This is a genomic window from Mixta sp., assembly GCF_024610815.1.
In the GTDB taxonomy this organism is placed as follows: domain Bacteria; phylum Pseudomonadota; class Gammaproteobacteria; order Enterobacterales; family Enterobacteriaceae; genus Mixta; species Mixta calida.
This window is the reverse complement of record NZ_JANION010000160.1, coordinates 1-18,648: the sequence shown is the minus strand read 5'-3', so window position 1 is coordinate 18,648 and position 18,648 is coordinate 1. Positions and strand designations below refer to the sequence as shown.

Annotated in this window: 19 protein-coding genes; 5 read left to right on the top strand and 14 right to left on the bottom strand. The window is 57.5% G+C overall.

The features are described 5' to 3' along the window. The 10 genes from MYY08_RS12145 to MYY08_RS12100 form a co-directional block, all read right to left on the bottom strand. Nucleotides 1–193: pyroglutamyl-peptidase I family protein (locus MYY08_RS12145; RefSeq protein WP_502888463.1), on the bottom strand; the 193-nt coding region annotated here is incomplete at its 3' end. A gap of 7 nt (nt 194–200) precedes the next feature. Next, nucleotides 201–1,217 carry a DUF979 domain-containing protein gene (locus MYY08_RS12140; RefSeq protein WP_038627387.1) on the bottom strand — a complete coding sequence of 339 codons (1,017 nt, stop codon included), beginning with the start codon at nt 1,215–1,217 and terminating at the stop codon, nt 201–203. After that, on the bottom strand, nt 1,217–1,945 hold the full coding sequence (locus MYY08_RS12135; RefSeq protein WP_038627388.1) for a DUF969 domain-containing protein: 729 nt from the start codon (nt 1,943–1,945) through the stop codon (nt 1,217–1,219). The genes MYY08_RS12140 and MYY08_RS12135 overlap by 1 nt, the downstream gene beginning before the upstream one ends. 43 nt (nt 1,946–1,988) lie before the next feature. Beyond that, a complete protein-coding gene (gene pxpA, locus MYY08_RS12130) occupies nt 1,989–2,729 on the bottom strand; it encodes a 5-oxoprolinase subunit PxpA (protein WP_288014373.1) in 741 nt (246 codons plus the stop codon). After that, complete coding sequence (pxpC, locus tag MYY08_RS12125) at nt 2,719–3,651, bottom strand: 5-oxoprolinase subunit PxpC (RefSeq protein WP_288014371.1); 933 nt, start codon at nt 3,649–3,651, stop codon at nt 2,719–2,721. Before pxpC ends, pxpA begins: the two co-directional genes overlap by 11 nt. After that, nucleotides 3,645–4,301 carry a 5-oxoprolinase subunit PxpB gene (gene pxpB / locus MYY08_RS12120; protein WP_038627394.1) on the bottom strand — a complete coding sequence of 219 codons (657 nt, stop codon included), beginning with the start codon at nt 4,299–4,301 and terminating at the stop codon, nt 3,645–3,647. Before pxpB ends, pxpC begins: the two co-directional genes overlap by 7 nt. A gap of 154 nt (nt 4,302–4,455) precedes the next feature. Then, the gene (locus MYY08_RS12115; protein ID WP_190296652.1) at nt 4,456–5,199 is read right to left on the bottom strand and encodes a type 2 GTP cyclohydrolase I; all 744 of its coding nucleotides are present in this window, start codon (nt 5,197–5,199) and stop codon (nt 4,456–4,458) included. Then, the gene (gene phrB / locus MYY08_RS12110; RefSeq protein WP_052133927.1) at nt 5,186–6,649 is read right to left on the bottom strand and encodes a deoxyribodipyrimidine photo-lyase; all 1,464 of its coding nucleotides are present in this window, start codon (nt 6,647–6,649) and stop codon (nt 5,186–5,188) included. Before phrB ends, MYY08_RS12115 begins: the two co-directional genes overlap by 14 nt. 16 nt (nt 6,650–6,665) lie before the next feature. Then, nucleotides 6,666–7,619: a YbgA family protein gene (locus tag MYY08_RS12105; RefSeq protein WP_038627398.1), complete on the bottom strand. Its 954-nt coding sequence runs from the start codon at nt 7,617–7,619 to the stop codon at nt 6,666–6,668. Nucleotides 7,620–7,786: 167 nt separating this feature from the next. Further along, a complete protein-coding gene (locus MYY08_RS12100) occupies nt 7,787–7,987 on the bottom strand; it encodes a YbfA family protein (protein ID WP_038627400.1) in 201 nt (66 codons plus the stop codon). 265 nt (nt 7,988–8,252) lie between these two features. Between MYY08_RS12100 and kdpE the strand changes: the two genes are divergently transcribed. Further along, complete coding sequence (gene kdpE, locus MYY08_RS12095) at nt 8,253–8,930, top strand: two-component system response regulator KdpE (RefSeq protein ID WP_038630086.1); 678 nt, start codon at nt 8,253–8,255, stop codon at nt 8,928–8,930. Between the two features lie 59 nt (nt 8,931–8,989). Here kdpE and pgm read toward each other — a convergent pair whose 3' ends face one another. Both pgm and seqA read right to left on the bottom strand, forming a co-directional pair. Continuing rightward, nucleotides 8,990–10,630, bottom strand: coding sequence for a phosphoglucomutase (alpha-D-glucose-1,6-bisphosphate-dependent) (gene pgm / locus MYY08_RS12090; protein ID WP_038627402.1), 1,641 nt, complete (start codon nt 10,628–10,630; stop codon nt 8,990–8,992). A 24-nt stretch (nt 10,631–10,654) separates the two neighbouring features. Beyond that, entirely contained in the window at nt 10,655–11,224 is a 570-nt protein-coding gene (gene seqA / locus MYY08_RS12085; protein ID WP_038630087.1) for a replication initiation negative regulator SeqA, read from the bottom strand. Nucleotides 11,225–11,480: 256 nt separating this feature from the next. Here seqA and ybfF point away from each other — a divergent pair, with 256 nt between their 5' ends. From ybfF to fur, 4 genes are all read left to right on the top strand, one after another. Beyond that, nucleotides 11,481–12,245, top strand: coding sequence for an esterase (gene ybfF / locus MYY08_RS12080; protein ID WP_190296651.1), 765 nt, complete (start codon nt 11,481–11,483; stop codon nt 12,243–12,245). Nucleotides 12,246–12,401: 156 nt separating this feature from the next. Beyond that, nucleotides 12,402–12,677, top strand: coding sequence for a LexA regulated protein (gene ybfE / locus MYY08_RS12075; protein ID WP_038630088.1), 276 nt, complete (start codon nt 12,402–12,404; stop codon nt 12,675–12,677). A 139-nt stretch (nt 12,678–12,816) separates the two neighbouring features. Next, on the top strand, nt 12,817–13,347 hold the full coding sequence (fldA, locus tag MYY08_RS12070) for a flavodoxin FldA (RefSeq protein ID WP_038627406.1): 531 nt from the start codon (nt 12,817–12,819) through the stop codon (nt 13,345–13,347). 360 nt (nt 13,348–13,707) lie between these two features. Next, nucleotides 13,708–14,151, top strand: a complete 444-nt coding sequence (fur, locus tag MYY08_RS12065; protein ID WP_038627408.1) for a ferric iron uptake transcriptional regulator — start codon at nt 13,708–13,710, stop codon at nt 14,149–14,151. Nucleotides 14,152–14,253: 102 nt separating this feature from the next. On the opposite strand, the gene MYY08_RS12060 is transcribed toward fur, so the two are convergent. Further along, the gene (locus MYY08_RS12060) at nt 14,254–16,911 is read right to left on the bottom strand and encodes a beta-N-acetylhexosaminidase (protein ID WP_288014364.1); all 2,658 of its coding nucleotides are present in this window, start codon (nt 16,909–16,911) and stop codon (nt 14,254–14,256) included. Nucleotides 16,912–16,994: 83 nt separating this feature from the next. Beyond that, on the bottom strand, nt 16,995–18,413 hold the full coding sequence (gene chiP / locus MYY08_RS12055) for a chitoporin ChiP (RefSeq protein WP_288014362.1): 1,419 nt from the start codon (nt 18,411–18,413) through the stop codon (nt 16,995–16,997). Between the last annotated feature and the right edge of the window lie 235 nt (nt 18,414–18,648).

Genomic DNA, 18,648 nt, shown 5'->3' with positions numbered 1-18,648 from the left:
CCAGCTCCGGTTGCAGCGCCTCCATTTCGGCGTACAGCGCAGTCAGCGCATCGCCGAAAGCGCAGGGCAGCTCTTTAGCGACGACTTTACAACCGCATACCATCCGCTCATGGAGCTGGCGCACCGCTTCCCATGAGGGGTTAATCTGCTCGCCGCCAAAAGGCGCGAACGCTGTAATCAGTACAGTTCTCATTATCGCCTCACAGGAACATCAGGAAATAGAGCAGGAATACGTTAACAATTAACAATAGCACGCCGGTTGGTATCTGCGCCTTGATCACCGCGTTGCGATCCGGCAACTCCAGCAGCGCGGCTGGCACAATATTAAAGTTGGCCGCCATCGGCGTCATCAGCGTGCCGCAGTAGCCGGAAAACATCCCGATCGCCGCCATCACGGCTGGATTGCCGCCGTGTTGTAAAACCAGAATAGGAATGCCGATACCAGCGGTAATGATGGGAAAAGCGGCGAAGGCGTTGCCCATAATCATCGTCAACAGCGCCATGCCCAGCACAAACACCGCCACGGCGATAAAGCGGTTATCGACTGCCAGGTAGTGTTCAGTGAGGTGGGCAATGGCCGATCCTACTCCCGCCGTGGTAAACAGCAGGCCCAGGGTGGCGAGGATCTGCGGCAGAATAAAAGCCCAGCCGATGGCGTCCAACAGGCGGCGCGCCTCCTGTAGCGACTGCGCCGGTTTCTCGCGGCTCATTTTCAGCGCCACCAGCCAGCCGACGAAGCAGCCGACGGTCATGGAAAACAGCGTCACCAGCGTGGCGTGATTGCCTGCGCCAAACAGCCCTTCTTGCAGTCCGGGAATATGATTAAACGCCAGTACGCCAGCCACCGTCACCAGCGGGATCGCCAGCGCGGGCAAAAACAGGCGGTTGCCGAGACGGCTGGCAGCCTGCTGCCGCTCCGTTTCACTGCGCTGATGATAGCGGCCAAGACGCACGCCGCCAAAACCGGCGATCAGCGCCATCAGCACCACCAGCGCGCCGACCACGATATGCAGGCCGCGCGCGCCCGCTTCGCCGTCGCCCATAAACTGCTCCGCCAGCCGATACGCCCAGTCGCCGATAAAAAACATCAGCCCGTAAAGTCCCCAAAACAGTCCGGTGGTGAAACGTCGCGGATTCGCTTTGTCGCGCCACGACATCAGCGCTACCACCAGCAGGATCAGGCCGGCCAGGTAAAACAGATACTGTTGCTGAAACATTAGCGGCCTCCTTTCTGTTGCAGCGCCGCATGGTTCAGCGCGCTAAGCTCAGCCGTCAGCTTCTTGTCGAGTCGACGCAGGCGCAGAGCGTGAATAATGAAGGCGCATACCGCCGTAGGAATGCCCCACAGCGCGATATGCAGCGGCTCGGTCTGAATGCCACCCGACTCCAGCATAAAATTGTGCATAAAGATAATGGCGCCGAAGGCGACGAAAATATCTTCGCCGAAGAACAATCCGACATTATCGGTCGCGGCGGACATGGCGCGCAGCCGGTAACGCACCGCTTCCGGCAGTTCGCCGTAGCGGTTTTCCGTCGCCCCTTCCGCCATCGGCGCCAGCAGCGGACGCACCATCTGCGGATGTCCGCCCAGGCTGGTCAGCCCCAACGCCGCCGTCGCTTCGCGCACCAGCAGATAAATCGTCAACAGACGCCCGGCGGTGGCGGTTTTAATGGTCGCTATCCACGCCTGCGCCCGCTCTTTCAGCCCATGCCGCTCCAACAGACCGATAACCGCCAGCGGCAACAGCAAAATAAACGGCAGGTTGCGCGTGCTGAGAAAGCCCGATCCCAGCTTTTCGAGAATATCGGCCAGCGGCATATGCGCCGCCACGCCGGTAATGATGCCGGCAATGATCACCACCAGCACCGGGTTGAATCGCAGTAAAAAACCGACCACGATGGCTGCGATGCCAAGCAGCGGCCATAAATTAACCAGAGGTTGCATGTTTTTCTCCTGATGAAATCCCCGGCACGGCCGGGGCAAGCTGTCAGCAGTCGCTGCTGACCAAAATATGCTGCGCGGCAAAAGCGTCGCGCAGACGACGAGCGAAGGCCAACGCATGCGGGCCATCGCCGTGCAGGCAAACGGTCTGCGCCCGTAGCGCAACCCACTCCCCCGTCACGCTTTCGACTTTGCCATGCTGAACCATCGAAAGCGTACGAGAAATCGCCTGTTCTTCTTCTTCAATCATCGCCCCACGCTGGCCGCGCGGCACCAGCGAACCATCCGCCTGATAGCCGCGATCGGCGAAGACCTCTTCACGGGTGCGCAGGCCGTAATGCTGCGCGGCCCGTACCGACTCGCTGCCCGCCAGACCCACCAGCAGCAGATCGCCGCCTGCGGCCTTAACCGCGCGCGCGATGGCATCCGCCAGCTGCGCATCGCGCGCCGCCTGGTTGTAGAGCATGCCGTGCGGCTTAACGTGCGTCAGGCTTGCACCTTCGCTCTCTGCCAGCGCTTTTAGCGCGCCGATCTGATAGAGCACCTGTGCGTAGACTGTCTCCGGCGGCAGCTGCATGGCGCTACGGCCGAAATTCCCACGGTCGGGGAAAGAGGGGTGCGCGCCAATCGCCACGCCAAACTCTCGCGCCCAGCGCACCGATTGCAGCATGGTTTGCGCGTCGCCCGCGTGAAAACCGCAGGCGATGTTTGCTGAACTGACCAGCTGCAACAGTTCGCGATCGCTGCCGCAGCCTTCGCCTAAATCGGCGTTTAAATCAATTTTCATCTGCCAGCCCCCATGACATGCGTTCAAGAACCTGCTGCTGTTGCTGTTTCGCCTGCAACGCCTCTTCCAGCGTACAGTGGATAAAATGGATCGGTTCACCAAGGCGGATCTGCGCCAGGTGATAAAGATCGGCTTCGATCACGCAGGCGATGCGCGGATAGCCGCCGGTGGTCTGCGCATCGGCCATCAGCACGATCGGCTGGCCGTTATGAGGCACCTGAATCACGCCGGGCAGCAGGCCGTGCGAGAGCAGCTCGCGTCGGCTGTCGCGCGCCAGAGGCCGCCCCTGCAGGCGGTAACCCATGCGGTTGCTCTGCGGATCGAGCCGCCAGGAAACGCGCCAGAACGCTTCCTGCGATTCGCGACTGAACTCATGATATTCCGGGCCTGGCAGCGCGCGCAGGCGGTTGCCCCACAGCAGCTGGCGCACGCCCGCTTTTTTGCTGAAGTCACGCGTCGGCGCCGCCAGCGGCAGCACGTCGCCATCCTGTAGCCGCCGCCCCTGCCAGCCGCCGAAAGCGGCGTTAAGATCGGTGCTACAGGAGCCAAGCAAGGGTTCCACCGCAAAGCCGCCGTTGATCGCCAGATAGCTGCGCATGCCGCGCACCGGCATCGAGAGCGTCAGCCGCTGCCCCTTTTTAACCGGCATTCGCCAGCCGGTCCAGACAGGCTGGCCGTCCAGATCGGCGTTGCAGCCCGCGCCGGTCAGCGCAAACCAGCCGTCGCGTCCAAACTCGGCGCAAAACTGCCCAAGCGTAATCTCCAGCACCGCCTGCTGCTGCGGATTGCCCACCAGCAGATTCGCCGTGCGCATCGCCGGATCGTCCAGCACGCCGCCGCTGCTGATGCCGAACTGTCGCCAGCCGCTGCGTCCGCCGTCCTGTAATGTCGCGCTCATACCCGCGCGAATGATGTTCAGCATATGCCCTCCTTCTGCGGCACAAAGCGGACGCGATCGCCTGGGCGCAGCAGCGTCGGCGGCTGCTGTTGCGGATCGAATAACGGTAGCGTGGTGCGGCCAAGCAGCTGCCAGCCGCCGGGCGAAGCGAGAGGATAAATGCCGGTCTGGCTGCCGCCGATGCCCACCGATCCAGCTGGCACCTGTACGCGCGGCTCATCGCGACGCGGAGTATGCAGACGGCTGTCCAGCCCGCCCAGATAAGGGAATCCGGGCTGAAAGCCGATAAAATAGACGTCATACAGGACGGCGGCGTGCGCCTCGACCACCTGCTGCGGCGTCATTTGACAGTGGCGCGCCACGACGTCCAGATCGGGCCCGGCCTCGCCGCCGTAAACGACCGGAATCGCGACCTCGCGCGACTCAGGCACCGCGGCTTCGCTCTCTTCCCACCAGGTTTGCAAACGTTCGATGGCATCCAGCGCCTGATGCTGCGGATCGCGCAGCACCACCGTCAGATTATTCATTCCGGGGATCGCTTCCAGCACCTGCGGATAGTCACGCAGCCGCTGCGTTAATCCCCAAATTCGCTGCTGGCTCAGCAGCGAGACGGGCGGTTCCAGCTCAAGCACGACCGCGCGTTCCCCCAACAGGTAACAACGTGCCCTTTGCAAAACTCACCTCCTGACATAACGGAATATTATGACTTATTCATTTTGAACAAACAGTTATGCGGGGATGCTGGCTGAGTGTCAACCGGTTTGCATGGAGATGTGATGCGGATATGACGGCGGGAAGCCTCCCGCCGTAAAGCAGAAAAGCCGATTTTCAGGCGGGATTATCGATATCGATAAAGGTGACATCCAGCTGATGCTGTGCAGCCAGCCACTCGCCTAAGGCGCGGATGCCGCCGCGTTCGGTGGCGTGATGCCCGGCGGCGAAAAAGTGCAGGCCGTTTTCTCTGGCGCTGTGAATCGTCTGTTCCGACACTTCGCCGGTGATAAAAGCGTCGACGCCGAACGCCGCCGCGCTGTCGATAAAGCCCTGTCCGCCGCCACTGCACCAGGCGATACGACGGATCTGTGCCGGCGCGTTATCGCCGCAGTGCAGCGGCTGACGTCCCAACGCCTCGCCGATGCGCGCCGCCAGCGCCTCGCCGCTCAGCGGCTCTTGCAGTTCGCCCCACGGCACCAGCGGCTGAATGTCGCCCTGAACATGGATGCCAAGCGCCTGCGCCAGCTGCGCGTTGTTACCCAGCTCAGGATGCGCATCGAGCGGCAGATGCCAGCCGTAGAGATTAATGTCGTTCGCCAGCAGCGTGCGCAGTCGGCGACGCTTCATGCCTTTAATCGCCGGCGCCTCGTTTTTCCAGAAGTAGCCGTGATGCACCATCACCGCATCCGCCTGCAGCCGCACCGCCTCATCCAGCAGCGCCTGACAGGCGGTTACGCCGGTCACAATCTTTTTGACGTGCTCGCGTCCTTCAACCTGCAAACCGTTCGGCGCATAGTCGCTAAACGCGGCGCTGTTAAGCTGCTGGTTGACGATCTGCTCCAGTTCAAAATTGTTCATTCACCTGCTCCGGGGATATCACAGGCGACGCCTTCCGCGCCGCTTCAAAAATCGCTAAGGTTTGTTGTCTCGCTGCCTTATGTTCCACGATCGGCTGCGGATAATCGAGCCGTTGATGATTTTTCTTTGCCCAGCCGTGCGGGTCGTGGATGGCGCTGTCCGGCACCGCCGCCAGCTCCGGTAGCCAGCGCCGGATAAACTCGCCCTGCTTGTCGAAGCGTTCGCCCTGCGTGGTTGGGTTGAAAATGCGAAAATAAGGCACTGCGTCAGTGCCGGTGGAAGCCGCCCATTGCCAGCCGCCGTTATTAGCGGCTAAGTCGCCGTCAATCAACACCGACATAAAATAGCGTTCGCCCCGCCGCCAGTCGATCTGCAGATCCTTAACCAGAAAGCTGGCGGTAATCATGCGCAGGCGATTATGCATCCAGCCGGTAGCGTTCATCTGGCGCATCGCGGCGTCCACAATCGGGAAGCCGGTTTTTCCTTCGCACCAGGCGTTAAACTGCTCAGGCCGTTGCTGCCAGGCGAGCTGTTTGGTCCATGCCATAAACGGCTGGTTTTTACACAGCGCCGGAAAAGCGACCAGTAAGTGCCGGTAAAAGTCGCGCCAGATGAGCTCATTGAGCCAGACGCTGCCCGGCCCCGCCTCCAGCGCGTGCGGCTGTTCGCGCAGCAGACGATGTAGACACTGGCGCGGCGACAGCGTGCCGACGGCCAGGCAAACAGAAAGCCTGCTGGTGGACTCATACGCCGGATAATCGCGCCGCGCAGGATAATCCACTACCTGCTGGCGACAAAACTCGCGCAGGCGGCGCAATGCGGCGGCTTCGCCGGGCGGGAAAAGTTGCTCGTCAATGGAATGTCGCAGGTAATCGAAAGGCGTCAGCGTCGACGGTTCGTCAGCGGTCGCGTCGGCGCGCGCTTCCGGCGCTGGCAGGCAGGGCGGCAAATCGTCGCGCAGGCGCTTAAGGCAGGCCCTGCTGAACGGCGTAAACACCTTATACATTTTTTGATTGCCGGTGCGCACGCTGCCCGGCGGCAGCAGAACGCCGTCGTCGAATCCCTGTACCGTCACGCCCTGCTGCGGCAACAGACGCTCTACCGCCGCGTCCCTTTCCCGCTCGTTGAACTCATACTGATAGTTGTAAAACAGCGCCTTCACCTGCCGTTCACGGCAAAACTGCTGCAAATAGCTGACGGCGGCGTTGAAATCGTCGCACTGATGGTAGTGCAGCGCGATGCCCTTCTCCGCTAATCCCTGCTGCAACAATTGCAGGCTGCGCCAGATATAGTCGGCCTGACGCGGCGACATATTATGCCGCCGCCACTGCTCAGGCGTGGCGATAAATAGCGCGATAACGCGATCCTCACGGCGGCGGCAGGCAGCCCAGAGCGCGCTGTTGTCATTGAGGCGTAGATCGTTGCGCAGCCAGACCAGATGAGTGGCCATTCTGTCTCCTGTTCTCTCAACGACCGTAACGTAAGCGCAACGCTTCAGGCCAGGGCTCAAAGTAGCGCTGCTGCGACAGCCATTCGTGCGGATACTCTTTCATGTAATGTTTGATCAGCGTAATTGGTGCCAGTAAAGGCTGGAGGCCCTGACGGTAGCGATCGATCAACGACGCCAGCTCCTGACGCTGCGCGGAGGTAAGCTGACGGCGGAAATAACCCTGAACGTGCATCAAAACGTTGGTGTGATTACGCCGTGAGGCGCGATGCGACATCAAATGCATCAAGCGGTTACGGTATTCCGTCGCGTACGCGTCCAGCGAATCGAAGGTGTGCATAGAAGCGACAAAAGGGCCCAGCTGGCGATATTCCTGCTGCGAGTGCGCGAGCAACAGCAATTTATAGCGGGTATGAAACGCCATCAGGCCATGCGCCGTCAGCCCCTCTTTCCAGAGCTGGTTAAACTCATGCAGCGCATAGACACGGCTGACGAAATTTTCCCGCAGCTCGTCGTCATGCAGACGACCATCCTCCTCCATCGGCAGCCAGGGCATTTCACGTTGCAGCGCCTGGGTGAAGATGCCAATTCCCTCTTTGCGGTTGTTGTTGCTGTCAGGCTCGTAAATGCGCACCCGCTCCATACCGCAGCTGGGGGATTTCGCGCAGAGAATATAGCCGCAGAGATGATGCAGACCGGCAACTTTACGCGTAGCGAAATCCTGCATCTGCGAGGTGATCTCTTCGCCGCCGGTTTTACTGAAACAGAGCGCGACCTCATCCTCTTTTTTCACCAGGCGCAGCGCCGGACGCGGCGTCGGCAAACCGATCGCCATTTCCGGGCAGATCGGCTCATAGCGGACATAGGGGGCGAGTTCGTCTGTAGCGAAGGTCAGGCGTTTATGGCCACCGTCGAAACGGACGCTCTCTCCCAGCAAACAGGCGCTGATTCCTACCGGTATTTTCTCGCTCATACTTGTACAACCTCTTAAAGCTTGTATAAGTTTAAGTGTAGCTGAAGCCGGGATGCGGCGCACTTAAAATCCAGCCAGGCCGGGCGTTAAGACAAAAAAAATCCCACCGAAAGGCAGGATGATAAGATAACCATTTCTGGCGAAACGGCCTGCGACATGCATGGCGGTCAGTAAAAATCGCCGCCTGCCGCTTCCGCCTGCGCCAGCCAGACCGGCTTGCTGCTGGTTTTACTCCAGATGCGATGCAGATAGCTGTAAAAACGCGCCCTGTCGCGGCGAAACAGCATAACCGGCAGCGCCAGCACGCCTATCAACAACACCGCCGCGCGGCGCAGGATAATTTTAGGCAGGGGATAAACAGCATACATAACCTGGGCCTCCTGAGATGAATGAACAGCAACGTTCTTAAGAAGGATGATAAGCCTGATTGTGTAATTTTACTACTCATCCGACCACTAAATTGCGGAAAAAAAGCGCAGCAGCGTATAAACAACGTAACTGAGTTACAAAAATGTTAAATATAAACAGCATGTATGTTTATTCAGGCCGCAGATGGAAGCAGACGCAAAACGCAACGGGTTTTGTTAAAGTGCTGCTTTCGTCATTTTGGCGTGGCGATGGAGAGTCGTGGATGTGACCAGCGTACTGATTGTTGAAGATGAAAAAGAGATCCGCCGTTTTCTGCGCGTAGCGCTGGAAAGCGAGGCGCTGCGCGTTTACGACAGCGATACGCTGCAACGCGGTCTGATCGAAGCCGCGACGCGCAAACCCGATTTAGTGATCCTCGATCTTGGACTGCCCGACGGCGACGGCATCGATTTTATCCGCGACCTGCGGCAGTGGAGCAGCATTCCGGTCATTGTGCTTTCCGCGCGCAGCGATGAGCAGGATAAAATCGTGGCGCTGGACGCCGGCGCGGATGATTTTCTGACGAAGCCGTTTGGCGTGGGGGAGCTGCTGGCGCGGGTGCGCGTCGCGCTGCGTCGTTATGCCGGTCAGCAAACGCCGAACAGCGTCGTGCAGTTTGGTCTGGTGCAGGTCGACCTGGCGGCGCATCATATTACGCGCGACGGCGAAACCGTGCATTTGACGCCAACCGAATTTCGCCTGCTGGCGCTGTTGTTGAATAATCCCGGCAAAGTACTGACCCAGCGGCAACTGCTGAACCATGTCTGGGGCCCGAACGCCGTTGAGCATAGCCACTACCTGCGCATTTATATGGGACACCTGCGACAGAAGCTGGAGCAGGACCCTACGCGTCCTGCGCATCTGCTGACGGAGACCGGCATCGGCTATCGTTTTATGCCCTGACCCGCCGCGCGGCCAATAAAAAAGGCGCTGAAGATCAGCGCCTTTTTTCACCTTCAGACTCAGGCGTTTTTCAACACCGCGCTGACGATCTCTACCGCCTCTTTCTCGATTTTTTCGCGATGTTCCGCGCCGAGGAAACTTTCACAGTAGATTTTGTAGGCGTCTTCCGTACCGGACGGACGCGCGGCGAACCAGCCGTTTTCGGTCATCACTTTCAAACCGCCGATCGCGGCGCCGTTGCCCGGCGCGCTGGTCAGACGTGCGGTAATGGGATCGCCCGCCAGGGTGTCGGCGCTGACCATTTCCGGCGACAGCTTAGACAGCGCCGCTTTCTGCGCTGACGTCGCGGAAGCCTGCAAACGGTTGTAGCTCGGCGCGCCGAAGCGTTGCGCCAGCTCGTCGTAGTGCTGCTGCGGATTCTTGCCGGTGACCGCGGTGATTTCCGCCGCCAGCAGGCAGAGAATAATGCCGTCTTTATCCGTAGACCACGGCGTACCGTCGAAGCGCAGGAAAGAGGCGCCGGCGCTCTCTTCGCCGCCAAAGCCGAAGCTGCCATCGAACAGGCCGTCAACAAACCATTTAAAGCCTACCGGCACTTCCACCAGCTTGCGACCGATATCGTTGACCACGCGGTCGATCATGGCGCTGGAAACCAGCGTTTTGCCCACGGCGACCTCTTTGCCCCACTGCGGGCGGTGCTGGAACAGATAGTTGATCGCCACCGCCAGATAGTGGTTCGGATTCATCAGGCCAGCCGGCGTGACGATACCGTGACGGTCGTAGTCAGGATCGTTGCCGAACGCGAGATCGAACTTGTCGCGCAGCGCCAGCAGGCCCGCCATCGCGCATTCGGACGAGCAGTCCATGCGCACCGCGCCATCTTTATCTAAATGCATAAAGCGGAAAGTCTGATCGATCGCATCGTTAACGATGGTCAGATCGAGCTGGTAGTGTTCAGCGATGCGCTTCCAGTACGCCATGCCGGAGCCGCCAAGCGGATCGACGCCGATTTTCAGGCCTGCTTTTTTAATCGCGTCCATATCCACTACCTGCGCCAGTCCTTCAACGTACGGCTGGATCAGATCTTTTTCCTGGATATGACCGCTGGCCCACGCCTGATCGAGCGGCAGACGCTTCACCTCTTTCAGGTCGCCCTGAATCAGCTGGTTGGCGCGATCTTCCACCACTTTGGTGACATTGGTGTCGGCCGGGCCGCCGTTAGGCGGATTATATTTGATGCCGCCATCTTCCGGCGGGTTGTGGGACGGCGTAATCACAATGCCGTCAGCCTGCGCGCCGCCCGCTTTATTGTGCTCAAGAATCGCGTTGGAGATCGCCGGCGTCGGCGTATAGCCGTTATCCTGTTGCACAATCACATCAACGCCGTTGGCCGCCAACACTTCAAGCACGGAAATAATGGCGGGCTCTGACAACGCATGCGTGTCTTTACCGACGTAGCAAGGCCCGGTAATGCCATTTTTCTTGCGTTCTTCCGCTATCGCCTGCGCAATGGCCAGAATATGCGTTTCATTGAAACTGCGACGCGCGGCGCTCCCGCGATGGCCTGAGGTGCCAAACTTCACCGCGTGTTCCGCATTTCCTTTTTCTGGCTGCAGAACGTAATACTGAGATGTTAATTGTGCAACGTTAATCAAATCGCTCTGCTGGGCTGGCTGCCCGGCACGGGGGTGATTGGCCATTGGCGCTTCTCCCTGACGCTTCAGTTAAATGGTGCCGCAAACCTTATCAGTCAGTTCCTGCGGGAACTGCATTGCCAGCATAATGTGTTCCACCATGCTGCATTTGCGACCTGTGTTAGTGTTGGTGATCACCCAGTACGGCGTGCCGGGCACATGCTTCGGCTTGGTATGGGTGCCATGCTGCAACAGTGTGTGTTCGTCGCCGGCAAAGTAAACGCGGGTGCGTCCCTGCAACGAAGCAGTGGCCTCCGCAAATGCGTTGGGATCAAGATTATAGAGTGTCGACAGAATCAGCATAAAACGGTTCACCGCCTTTTTCTGCTCGGCGTACTCATCAGAGAGTAGCAGCTCACGCACGGCGCGCACCCGATCCTGTGAACGGGGAGCCGGTTTGCTCGCTTCATTTTCCTGACTGACGCTGACAGCCATTGCCGGAGCCGGGGCGGCAGACGGGACAGCTGCCGCTGCCGGAGCGCTCTGACCGGCGGTAAATTTCAACATACGCCGTAAAATATCCGAGGCGCTTTCACCGATATGCTGCGTGTGGCTGGCAATGTAGCGGTATAGCTCTTCGTCGACTTCAATCGTTTTCATCTTCATCCGTACGGTAATTGCTTGTGACAGAACCCGGCGCGGCGAGCGGACGCTAAAAAAAGCGAAACAGTCTGCGTCGGCGTTCTAACATAAGGATTATAAAGTTAAATCCTGCGGGTCGGTAGCGACGTTGGCGCTTGCAGGCAAAAGTCAGAATATGCCGCAAAGCCCCCCGGCAAACAACCATTGACCGATCGGCAGGGATAGTGAAAACCATGATAACCTAAGCTTTCCTTTCAACTGTAAGAACTTTGCCATGAATTTGAATACTCGACTGCAAACTGAGCAGTCCGTCGCGGACGCCACCCCTGTACTGTTGATTCACGGCCTGTTCGGCAGCCTGGATAATCTGGGCGTGCTGGCGCGCGGCTTAAAGGCGGATCGGCCGTTGATTCAGGTTGATGTGCGCAATCACGGCCTGTCGCCGCGCAGCGAAGAGATGTCTTACCGCGCGATGGCGCAGGATATGCTGGAAACGCTCGATCGACACGACATTGATAAGGTGACGGTTATCGGTCATTCCATGGGCGGCAAAATCGCCATGACCATGACGGCGCTGGCGCCCGAACGCATCGAACAGCAGGTGCTGATCGATATCGCCCCGGTGGATTATCAGACCCGCCGTCACGACGCGATTTTCGCCGCAGTGAACGCGGTGACGGCGGCAGGCGTGACGCAGCGTAGCGCGGCGGCCGAAGTGATGCGCGAGATCATTACAGAAGAAGGCGTCATCCAGTTCCTGCTGAAGTCGTTCTTTGAAGGCGAATGGCGCTTCAATGTTCCTGCCCTGTGGGCTAACTATTCGGCTATCTCCGGCTGGGAAACGGTGCCCTCCTGGTCAGGCCCGACGCTATTTATCCGCGGGGGGCTTTCTCCCTATCTGGATGATATTCATCGCAATGCGCTGCTGGCGCAGTTCCCGCAGGCGCGCGCGCATGTCATCGCCGGCGCCGGGCACTGGGTGCATGCGGAAAAGCCCGATGCAGTATTGCGCGCGGTGCGGCGTTTTTTAGCGCTGTAAAAGCAAAGCGTTAACAGGCCGACAATGATTGTTCTCAAACTTTTCGCAGGGTATGATGGCGCGCTAAAATTTTGCCGCTGCTAAAACGGCGGCAAACCGGCCCAAAACGTCACCATGCGCGGCGCAAACGCGCAGCCCATTCAGTATCACGATTCTATGGCAAAAGAACATACGGACCGGACCACGCTCGATCTGTTTGCAGATGAACGTCGCCCGGGACGCCCGAAAACCAGTCCGCTGTCGCGTGATGAGCAACTTCGTATCAACAAGCGCAACCAGTTGAAACGTGACAAAGTACGCGGATTGCGGCGCGTTGAACTGAAGATGAACAGCGAAGCGGTGGAAGCGCTTAACGCGATGGCCGCCGAGCGCGGCGTAAGCCGAAGCGAGCTGATTGAAGAGATGATCCTCGCCCAGTTAAAGGCGCTTTAAACGGCTGGAAGAAGCGCACTCAGGAACAAATGCAGCGGCTTTACGAGTTCCGCCTCCATTCGGTCTCTGCTATTATTGCCGTAATCTGCATACCACGGGCAGTTACCATATATTTAAGTTTCAAGAGGTTATTAAACTCATGGCAATCGTAGGCATTTTCTTTGGCAGCGATACCGGCAATACAGAAAACATTGCGAAGATGATCCAGAAACAACTCGGTAGCGATGTTGCCGAAGTGCATGATATTGCCAAGAGCAGTAAAGAAGACCTGGAAGCGTTTGATATCCTGCTGTTAGGCATTCCAACCTGGTATTACGGCGAAGCGCAGTGTGACTGGGATGATTTCTTCCCGACGCTGGAAGAGATCGACTTCAACGGTAAGCTGGTGGCGCTGTTTGGCTGCGGCGACCAGGAAGATTACGCTGAATATTTCTGCGATGCGATGGGCACCATTCGTGACATCATCGAGCCGAACGGCGCGGTGATTGTTGGCCACTGGCCGACCGAAGGCTACCACTTCGAAGCCTCTAAAGGCCTGGCCGACGACAAGCACTTCCTTGGCCTGGCGATCGATGAAGACCGTCAGCCTGAGCTGACCAACGAACGCGTCGAGAAGTGGGTGAAGCAGATTTATGAAGAACTGCATCTGCAGGAAATTCTGGAAGCCTGATTTTACGGCTTATTGTGTGCTGTATCACATTGCGTAACAGGTTTTTCCTATAGGAATGATAGGTACGGGTTTGAAAATTTTACCAGTGAGTCGGTAGAATACCCGTATCGGTCACACGCTTTTCTGCCGTCGTGCTGTAAAGCGGCAGGATTAAGCGAAATGTAAACGCAGCATTAATGAGCATGAACAACGCCGGACGTAGCGATCTTTTCATACTTCCACTTGCGACTTCACGCATCCCCTTACGGTTTTCATTTCGAAGCATCAGTTCTATAATGAGACGCTATTAACTTAGCGTCGACCGATGTTCATGGCTGTTCAGCCACATTGTGACTAGCAAAGTAACAGGACAATATCCGCATGACTGACAATAACACCGCATTAAAGAAGGCCGGCCTGAAGGTTACGCTTCCGCGACTAAAAATCCTGGAAGTGCTTCAGGAACCTGAGTGCCATCACGTCAGTGCGGAAGATTTGTACAAGCGCCTGATTGATATGGGTGAAGAAATTGGGCTGGCGACGGTATATCGCGTGCTGAACCAGTTTGATGATGCCGGTATCGTCACGCGTCATAATTTTGAAGGCGGCAAGTCCGTTTTCGAACTGACTCAGCAGCATCACCACGATCATCTGATCTGCCTGGACTGCGGCAAAGTCATTGAGTTTAGCGATGAATCCATTGAAGCCCGCCAGCGTGAAATCGCCACGCGTCACGGCATCAAACTGACCAACCACAGCCTCTATCTGTATGGTCATTGCGCGCTGGGCGACTGTCGCGAAGACGACTCTTTACACGATAAATAATCAATTGTGCTATGCAGTAATGAAAAACCGGCGCCGACGCGCCGGTTTTTTTTATGGCTGGGATGGTACTTTGGCCCACAAGCCGTTTACCACAACGCAGGCTTAAAGCGCTTCGCTGCGGCTGACGCGCTGCCCATCCGGGCTGACGCTGCGCACCTCTACCCTCCTGCCCGCTTCAATTCGGGGTTTATTGTCTTCATCATAGCGCAGCCAGCTTTGTCCGCCGTCCAGCGAGTAGTCGATAGCCAGGCCCGGCAATGCGATATTCGCTTCCAGAAAACCGTTATGAATGCGCGCGCCCGGCACCGGCAGACGCCAGGCGATGCCCGCTCTGTCCAGCTTCGCCAGTTCGCGTTGTCCTAACAGGTTGGCGAAACGCTGCCAGTCGCGGTTGAGCGCGGCGCGATCGACCCGCTGCGTTACGCCGCCGACATATTCCCGTCCCGGCTGATATTCCTGCTCCCATTCGGCACGATGCCATGCGCGTTCGGCGACGGCGAACAGGCGTGGGAAAATCATATATTCCATCTGCTCATCGGTGCGTACGGTTTCGCTCCACAGCTGAGCCGACAGGCCCCAGGCGCCGGGCCAGGGCTTGTCAGAGCGGGCGCTGAAAGGTTTACCGTCGCGATCGACAGAGGTCTCCGCATTCTGCGGCAGGTTATTTGGCGCAAAGCTGAACATTTTACGTTCATCGCTAAAACGGGTGCCCCAGTAATAACCGCGCTCTTGCGGGTTCACTTCATACGGAAAGTCCATATAGACATAGTCGGGACTGGAGATAATCACATCATAGCCCTTGTTCGCCCAGTCATTAGCGCTGTCGAACCCGCCCCAGTAGAGCGTATCCCAGAAGTTTACCGCGACCTGCGGCGTGGCGAACGCTGCGGCATTGTCCGCATGTTTCAAGCCATCCTGCCAGGCCTGCATACGTTGAATGCCGTGTGACCGCAGCTGGCGGCTGACGGCCAGCGCAAAGTCGCTGGGCAGATGATCCAAATCTTTCACTTTTCCTGCGGCGATCATCGTCTGGCAGACGGATGATTTTTCCCACGGGCGGTTCTCTTTGCTTTGATCGATAACGCCGGTGCCCGGCTTCGGCTGTTTTATGTCGCTGTAGCCCGCGCCAAATCGAATGTTTTTCGCCTCGTCGCCGCCAAAGTGCCAGGTTGTTAACGGCTGTCCCGCCGCCTGGTGCATCGCCTGCACTTCAGCGATCACTTTATCGACAAATCGCAGGCTGGACGGCATACAGGGATTGAGATAGCTGGTGCGATCGTATAGCTGTACGGAGGTGGTATTAGAGCTGTCCGATGGATCAAGCAGACGATATTCGTTCGCCTGTTGCTCCTTTCCTTGCCGCATCAGTCTCTGATAGCGCGCTTCCATAGCGATAACCGCCGCACGTGCGTGCGCGGGCATATCGAACTCCGGGATGACCTCAATATGTCGCGCCCGGGCGTATTTAATGATATCGATATAATCGCTTCGGCTCAGGAAGCCGCTGCCGTTATTATTGCTGAAAGGGCCGGACCCCAGCTGCGGCAACAGGCAGCGCTGCTCGCTGAGATCGTGACAGCGACGCGCGCCGATTTCCGTCAATTCAGGCAGACCGGGGATTTCAATGCGCCAGCCCTCATCATCGCTGAGATGGAAATGGAATTTATTCAGTTTCCAGGCGGCCATCTGATCCAGCAGACGCACGATCGCCTGTTTGCTGTGAAAGTTGCGCGCCACGTCCAGAAAAGCGCCACGATAAGCAAAGCGTGGCGCGTCCCAGGCATCAAGCGTGGCGACAACCGGCTTGCCTCCGGCTGGCAGAAGAGAGATTACCGACATCAAACCGTAAAACAGCCCTGCCCGATCATAGCCGGTAACCGCGATTTCCTGCGGCGTAATGCGCAGACGATACGCCCCGCTTACCGCCCCGGCATTGGCGAACTGGGCAGCGTCGATACGCGTCGTCAGCGGCACGCCCCGCTTGCTGGCGTTGACGTTCATCAAGGCGAAGCGGTTGCGCACTGCCGCCGCCTGATCCGCAGGCAGCGCAGCAAGATCAAACGCGATCCCGCCGCTGAGGTCGAGATCGGCCTGATGAACCGTCAGGCTTAACGGCGTCGGCGTGATTTGCCCGCGCAGCGCGGCGGCGGGGAGCCGATGAATATCGCCATTTTTAACAAAGCGGCTGGCAGGCTGCATTAACAGGTTTTTATCGTCAGCGATGCGCTTCCAGTGGGGGCCGACTGGCGCAACGAACTGCGTCAGATCTTCGGTATCGGTACTGGCGATAATGCGCGGCTCAGCATTATCCGCCGTCACGTACCAGCGCGGCATGACGTCGGTAATAAACAGCTGCCAGTATTCATTGATAAGCGGAATATCCACCGATTCGCCCGCCGCCAGTCCGGTGAATTTCTCCGTCGGCTCCAGCTTCACCAGATCGCCCACCAAATGGGTCAGCTTAAACTTGTCGCTTTCCACTTTCAGCGTCGCATGGACATGGCTCATATAAATAGCCCAGCTGCGGCTTTTCAGCGCAGGGCCATTATTGGTCAGCGTGATCGTCGCCCGATTACAGGCGGCCCAGTCCGCCCCCAGCGCAGCGCAGTCGACGCCATGCTGGTTAGCCAGATTATCCGTGACCTGATAACGCACGTCGAACTGGCTTATCTGATCCACAACCCGCTGCGCCTGCATGCCGGACGAGCTGCATCCCGCCAGTGCGGCGATGATTAATGCTGACAACGTGAGACATTTCATTTTTTCCCCTTATGCTTCCCTGTCGCGTGGGCTTCCGCACAGCCTCAGGCGATTACCGATACAGCCGTTTGTTAAGGCGGGGTCTACCGCCCGCTCTGTTTAAAAAGGGTGAAGGGCGCGATAATCATAAACTTCACATCTTTTTCATCCTGGAAAATATTGCCGAACCCGCCGCCATAGCTGGCGATATCGCTGTGATTGTCGTAACGCGTGAAGTGCAGCTTAAACAGGGTGTCCTTTGCCCTGCCCTGCTGGATGGTGTAGAGCAGATCAAGATTCCAGGCGGATTCACGCAGCCGTTGGCCTTGATCCCATTGCGGACTGGTGCTGGGTTTCGCATCCCATCCCCAGGCATACGATGTGCCAACCGCCCAACCGGGCAGATTCCAACCCGCCAGGTCGTACATGACGCCAGCAAACAGCGCTTTTTCACCGTTGGCGTTCCAGTCCGAACGCGCATCCCACCAGATATCAAGCCGCCCGTTAGAACTGGCCCAGGAAGGCGTCATCCGTTGCAGAAAAAAGCCCTGATTGCCTTCCGCCTTCACCCAGGTTCCTTCCAGGCGTAAATCAAAAGGGCCCCAGACATACCCAAACGTCAGCGCCTGTAGCCAGGCCAGGCCGTCATAAACATCATTGCTGTTTGCCGCACCGCCGCTTTCGTGATCTTTTGCGCCATAAAACTGGTAGCTGGTGCGTAGAGCGCTATCGCCCAGCGGCATGCTCCAGGAGGCTTTGGCGAAGTACTGGTCCATATAATCCGCCGCCTGCCCCCATGACGCTTCCAGGATCAGTTGGTTTTTAAAATCGTAGCGGGCGCCGATCGCCTGCATCCAGGGGATGCCGGTTTTTCCATCGGCTTTACGAAACGTATAGAAATTACGATACCAGGGCGCTTTATAGCGATCGGTCCACATCCAGGAGATATCCAGCCTCCCCGCATCGGTAAAATCGCTGCTTGCGCCGGCTTCTATCGCACGATAGGTGCCAGGCAGAAAACTCCAGTGCGGCGCGAACAGCGTCTGTCCCTGCGGCTGAATATAGCCAGCCCGCAGCCAGTAATCATCAGCCTTCATTTTCAGCGCGGCTTTATACAGGCTGGCGCCGCTACGATCGCCGCCCCACTCTTCTTCCCAGCGATGTTTTGCCCGGCTGAAGCCAATTTCATTCGGCGTTGCCGGGCCGCTATTGCTCATTTCAATCGCGCCAAACAGCGCGAGATCCAGTCCAATAATATCGGCAGCGTAACCCGAATTAAAATCAAGGCTGCCGTTAACGGTGGCGTGATGTAAATTGGGCTGATATTGACCGTAATGTTCGCTCTCTTTATTCATCTCTTTACGGTCACGCTGTCGCTGCCAATAATATACAGCGCCGTTTAATGAAGCATCATCGATAAAACCGCTGGCGTGAATCGAAGGCGTAATAATAAAGCTGGCAAGCGCGGTAAGCACGGATAGCGCCCAGCATAGTCCCTTACGCCCGCCTGTTAAGGTGCGCATAGGTTATTCCTCTTTGACGGAAAAATCGAAAACAATAAAAAAAGCGGGTAATCAAAGCGTACCCTGACAAATTCAAGGATATTTTTCGCAACGCGAATTATCAACAGGAACGAGTGACTGAGTTATTAAATTATGACCCGGAACACATAAAAAAGATAAATAATGGCGGGATAAACAGACAAAGACTCATCGCAATATAAATATGAGTTTCCTATTTATTTTATTAACCAGTAAT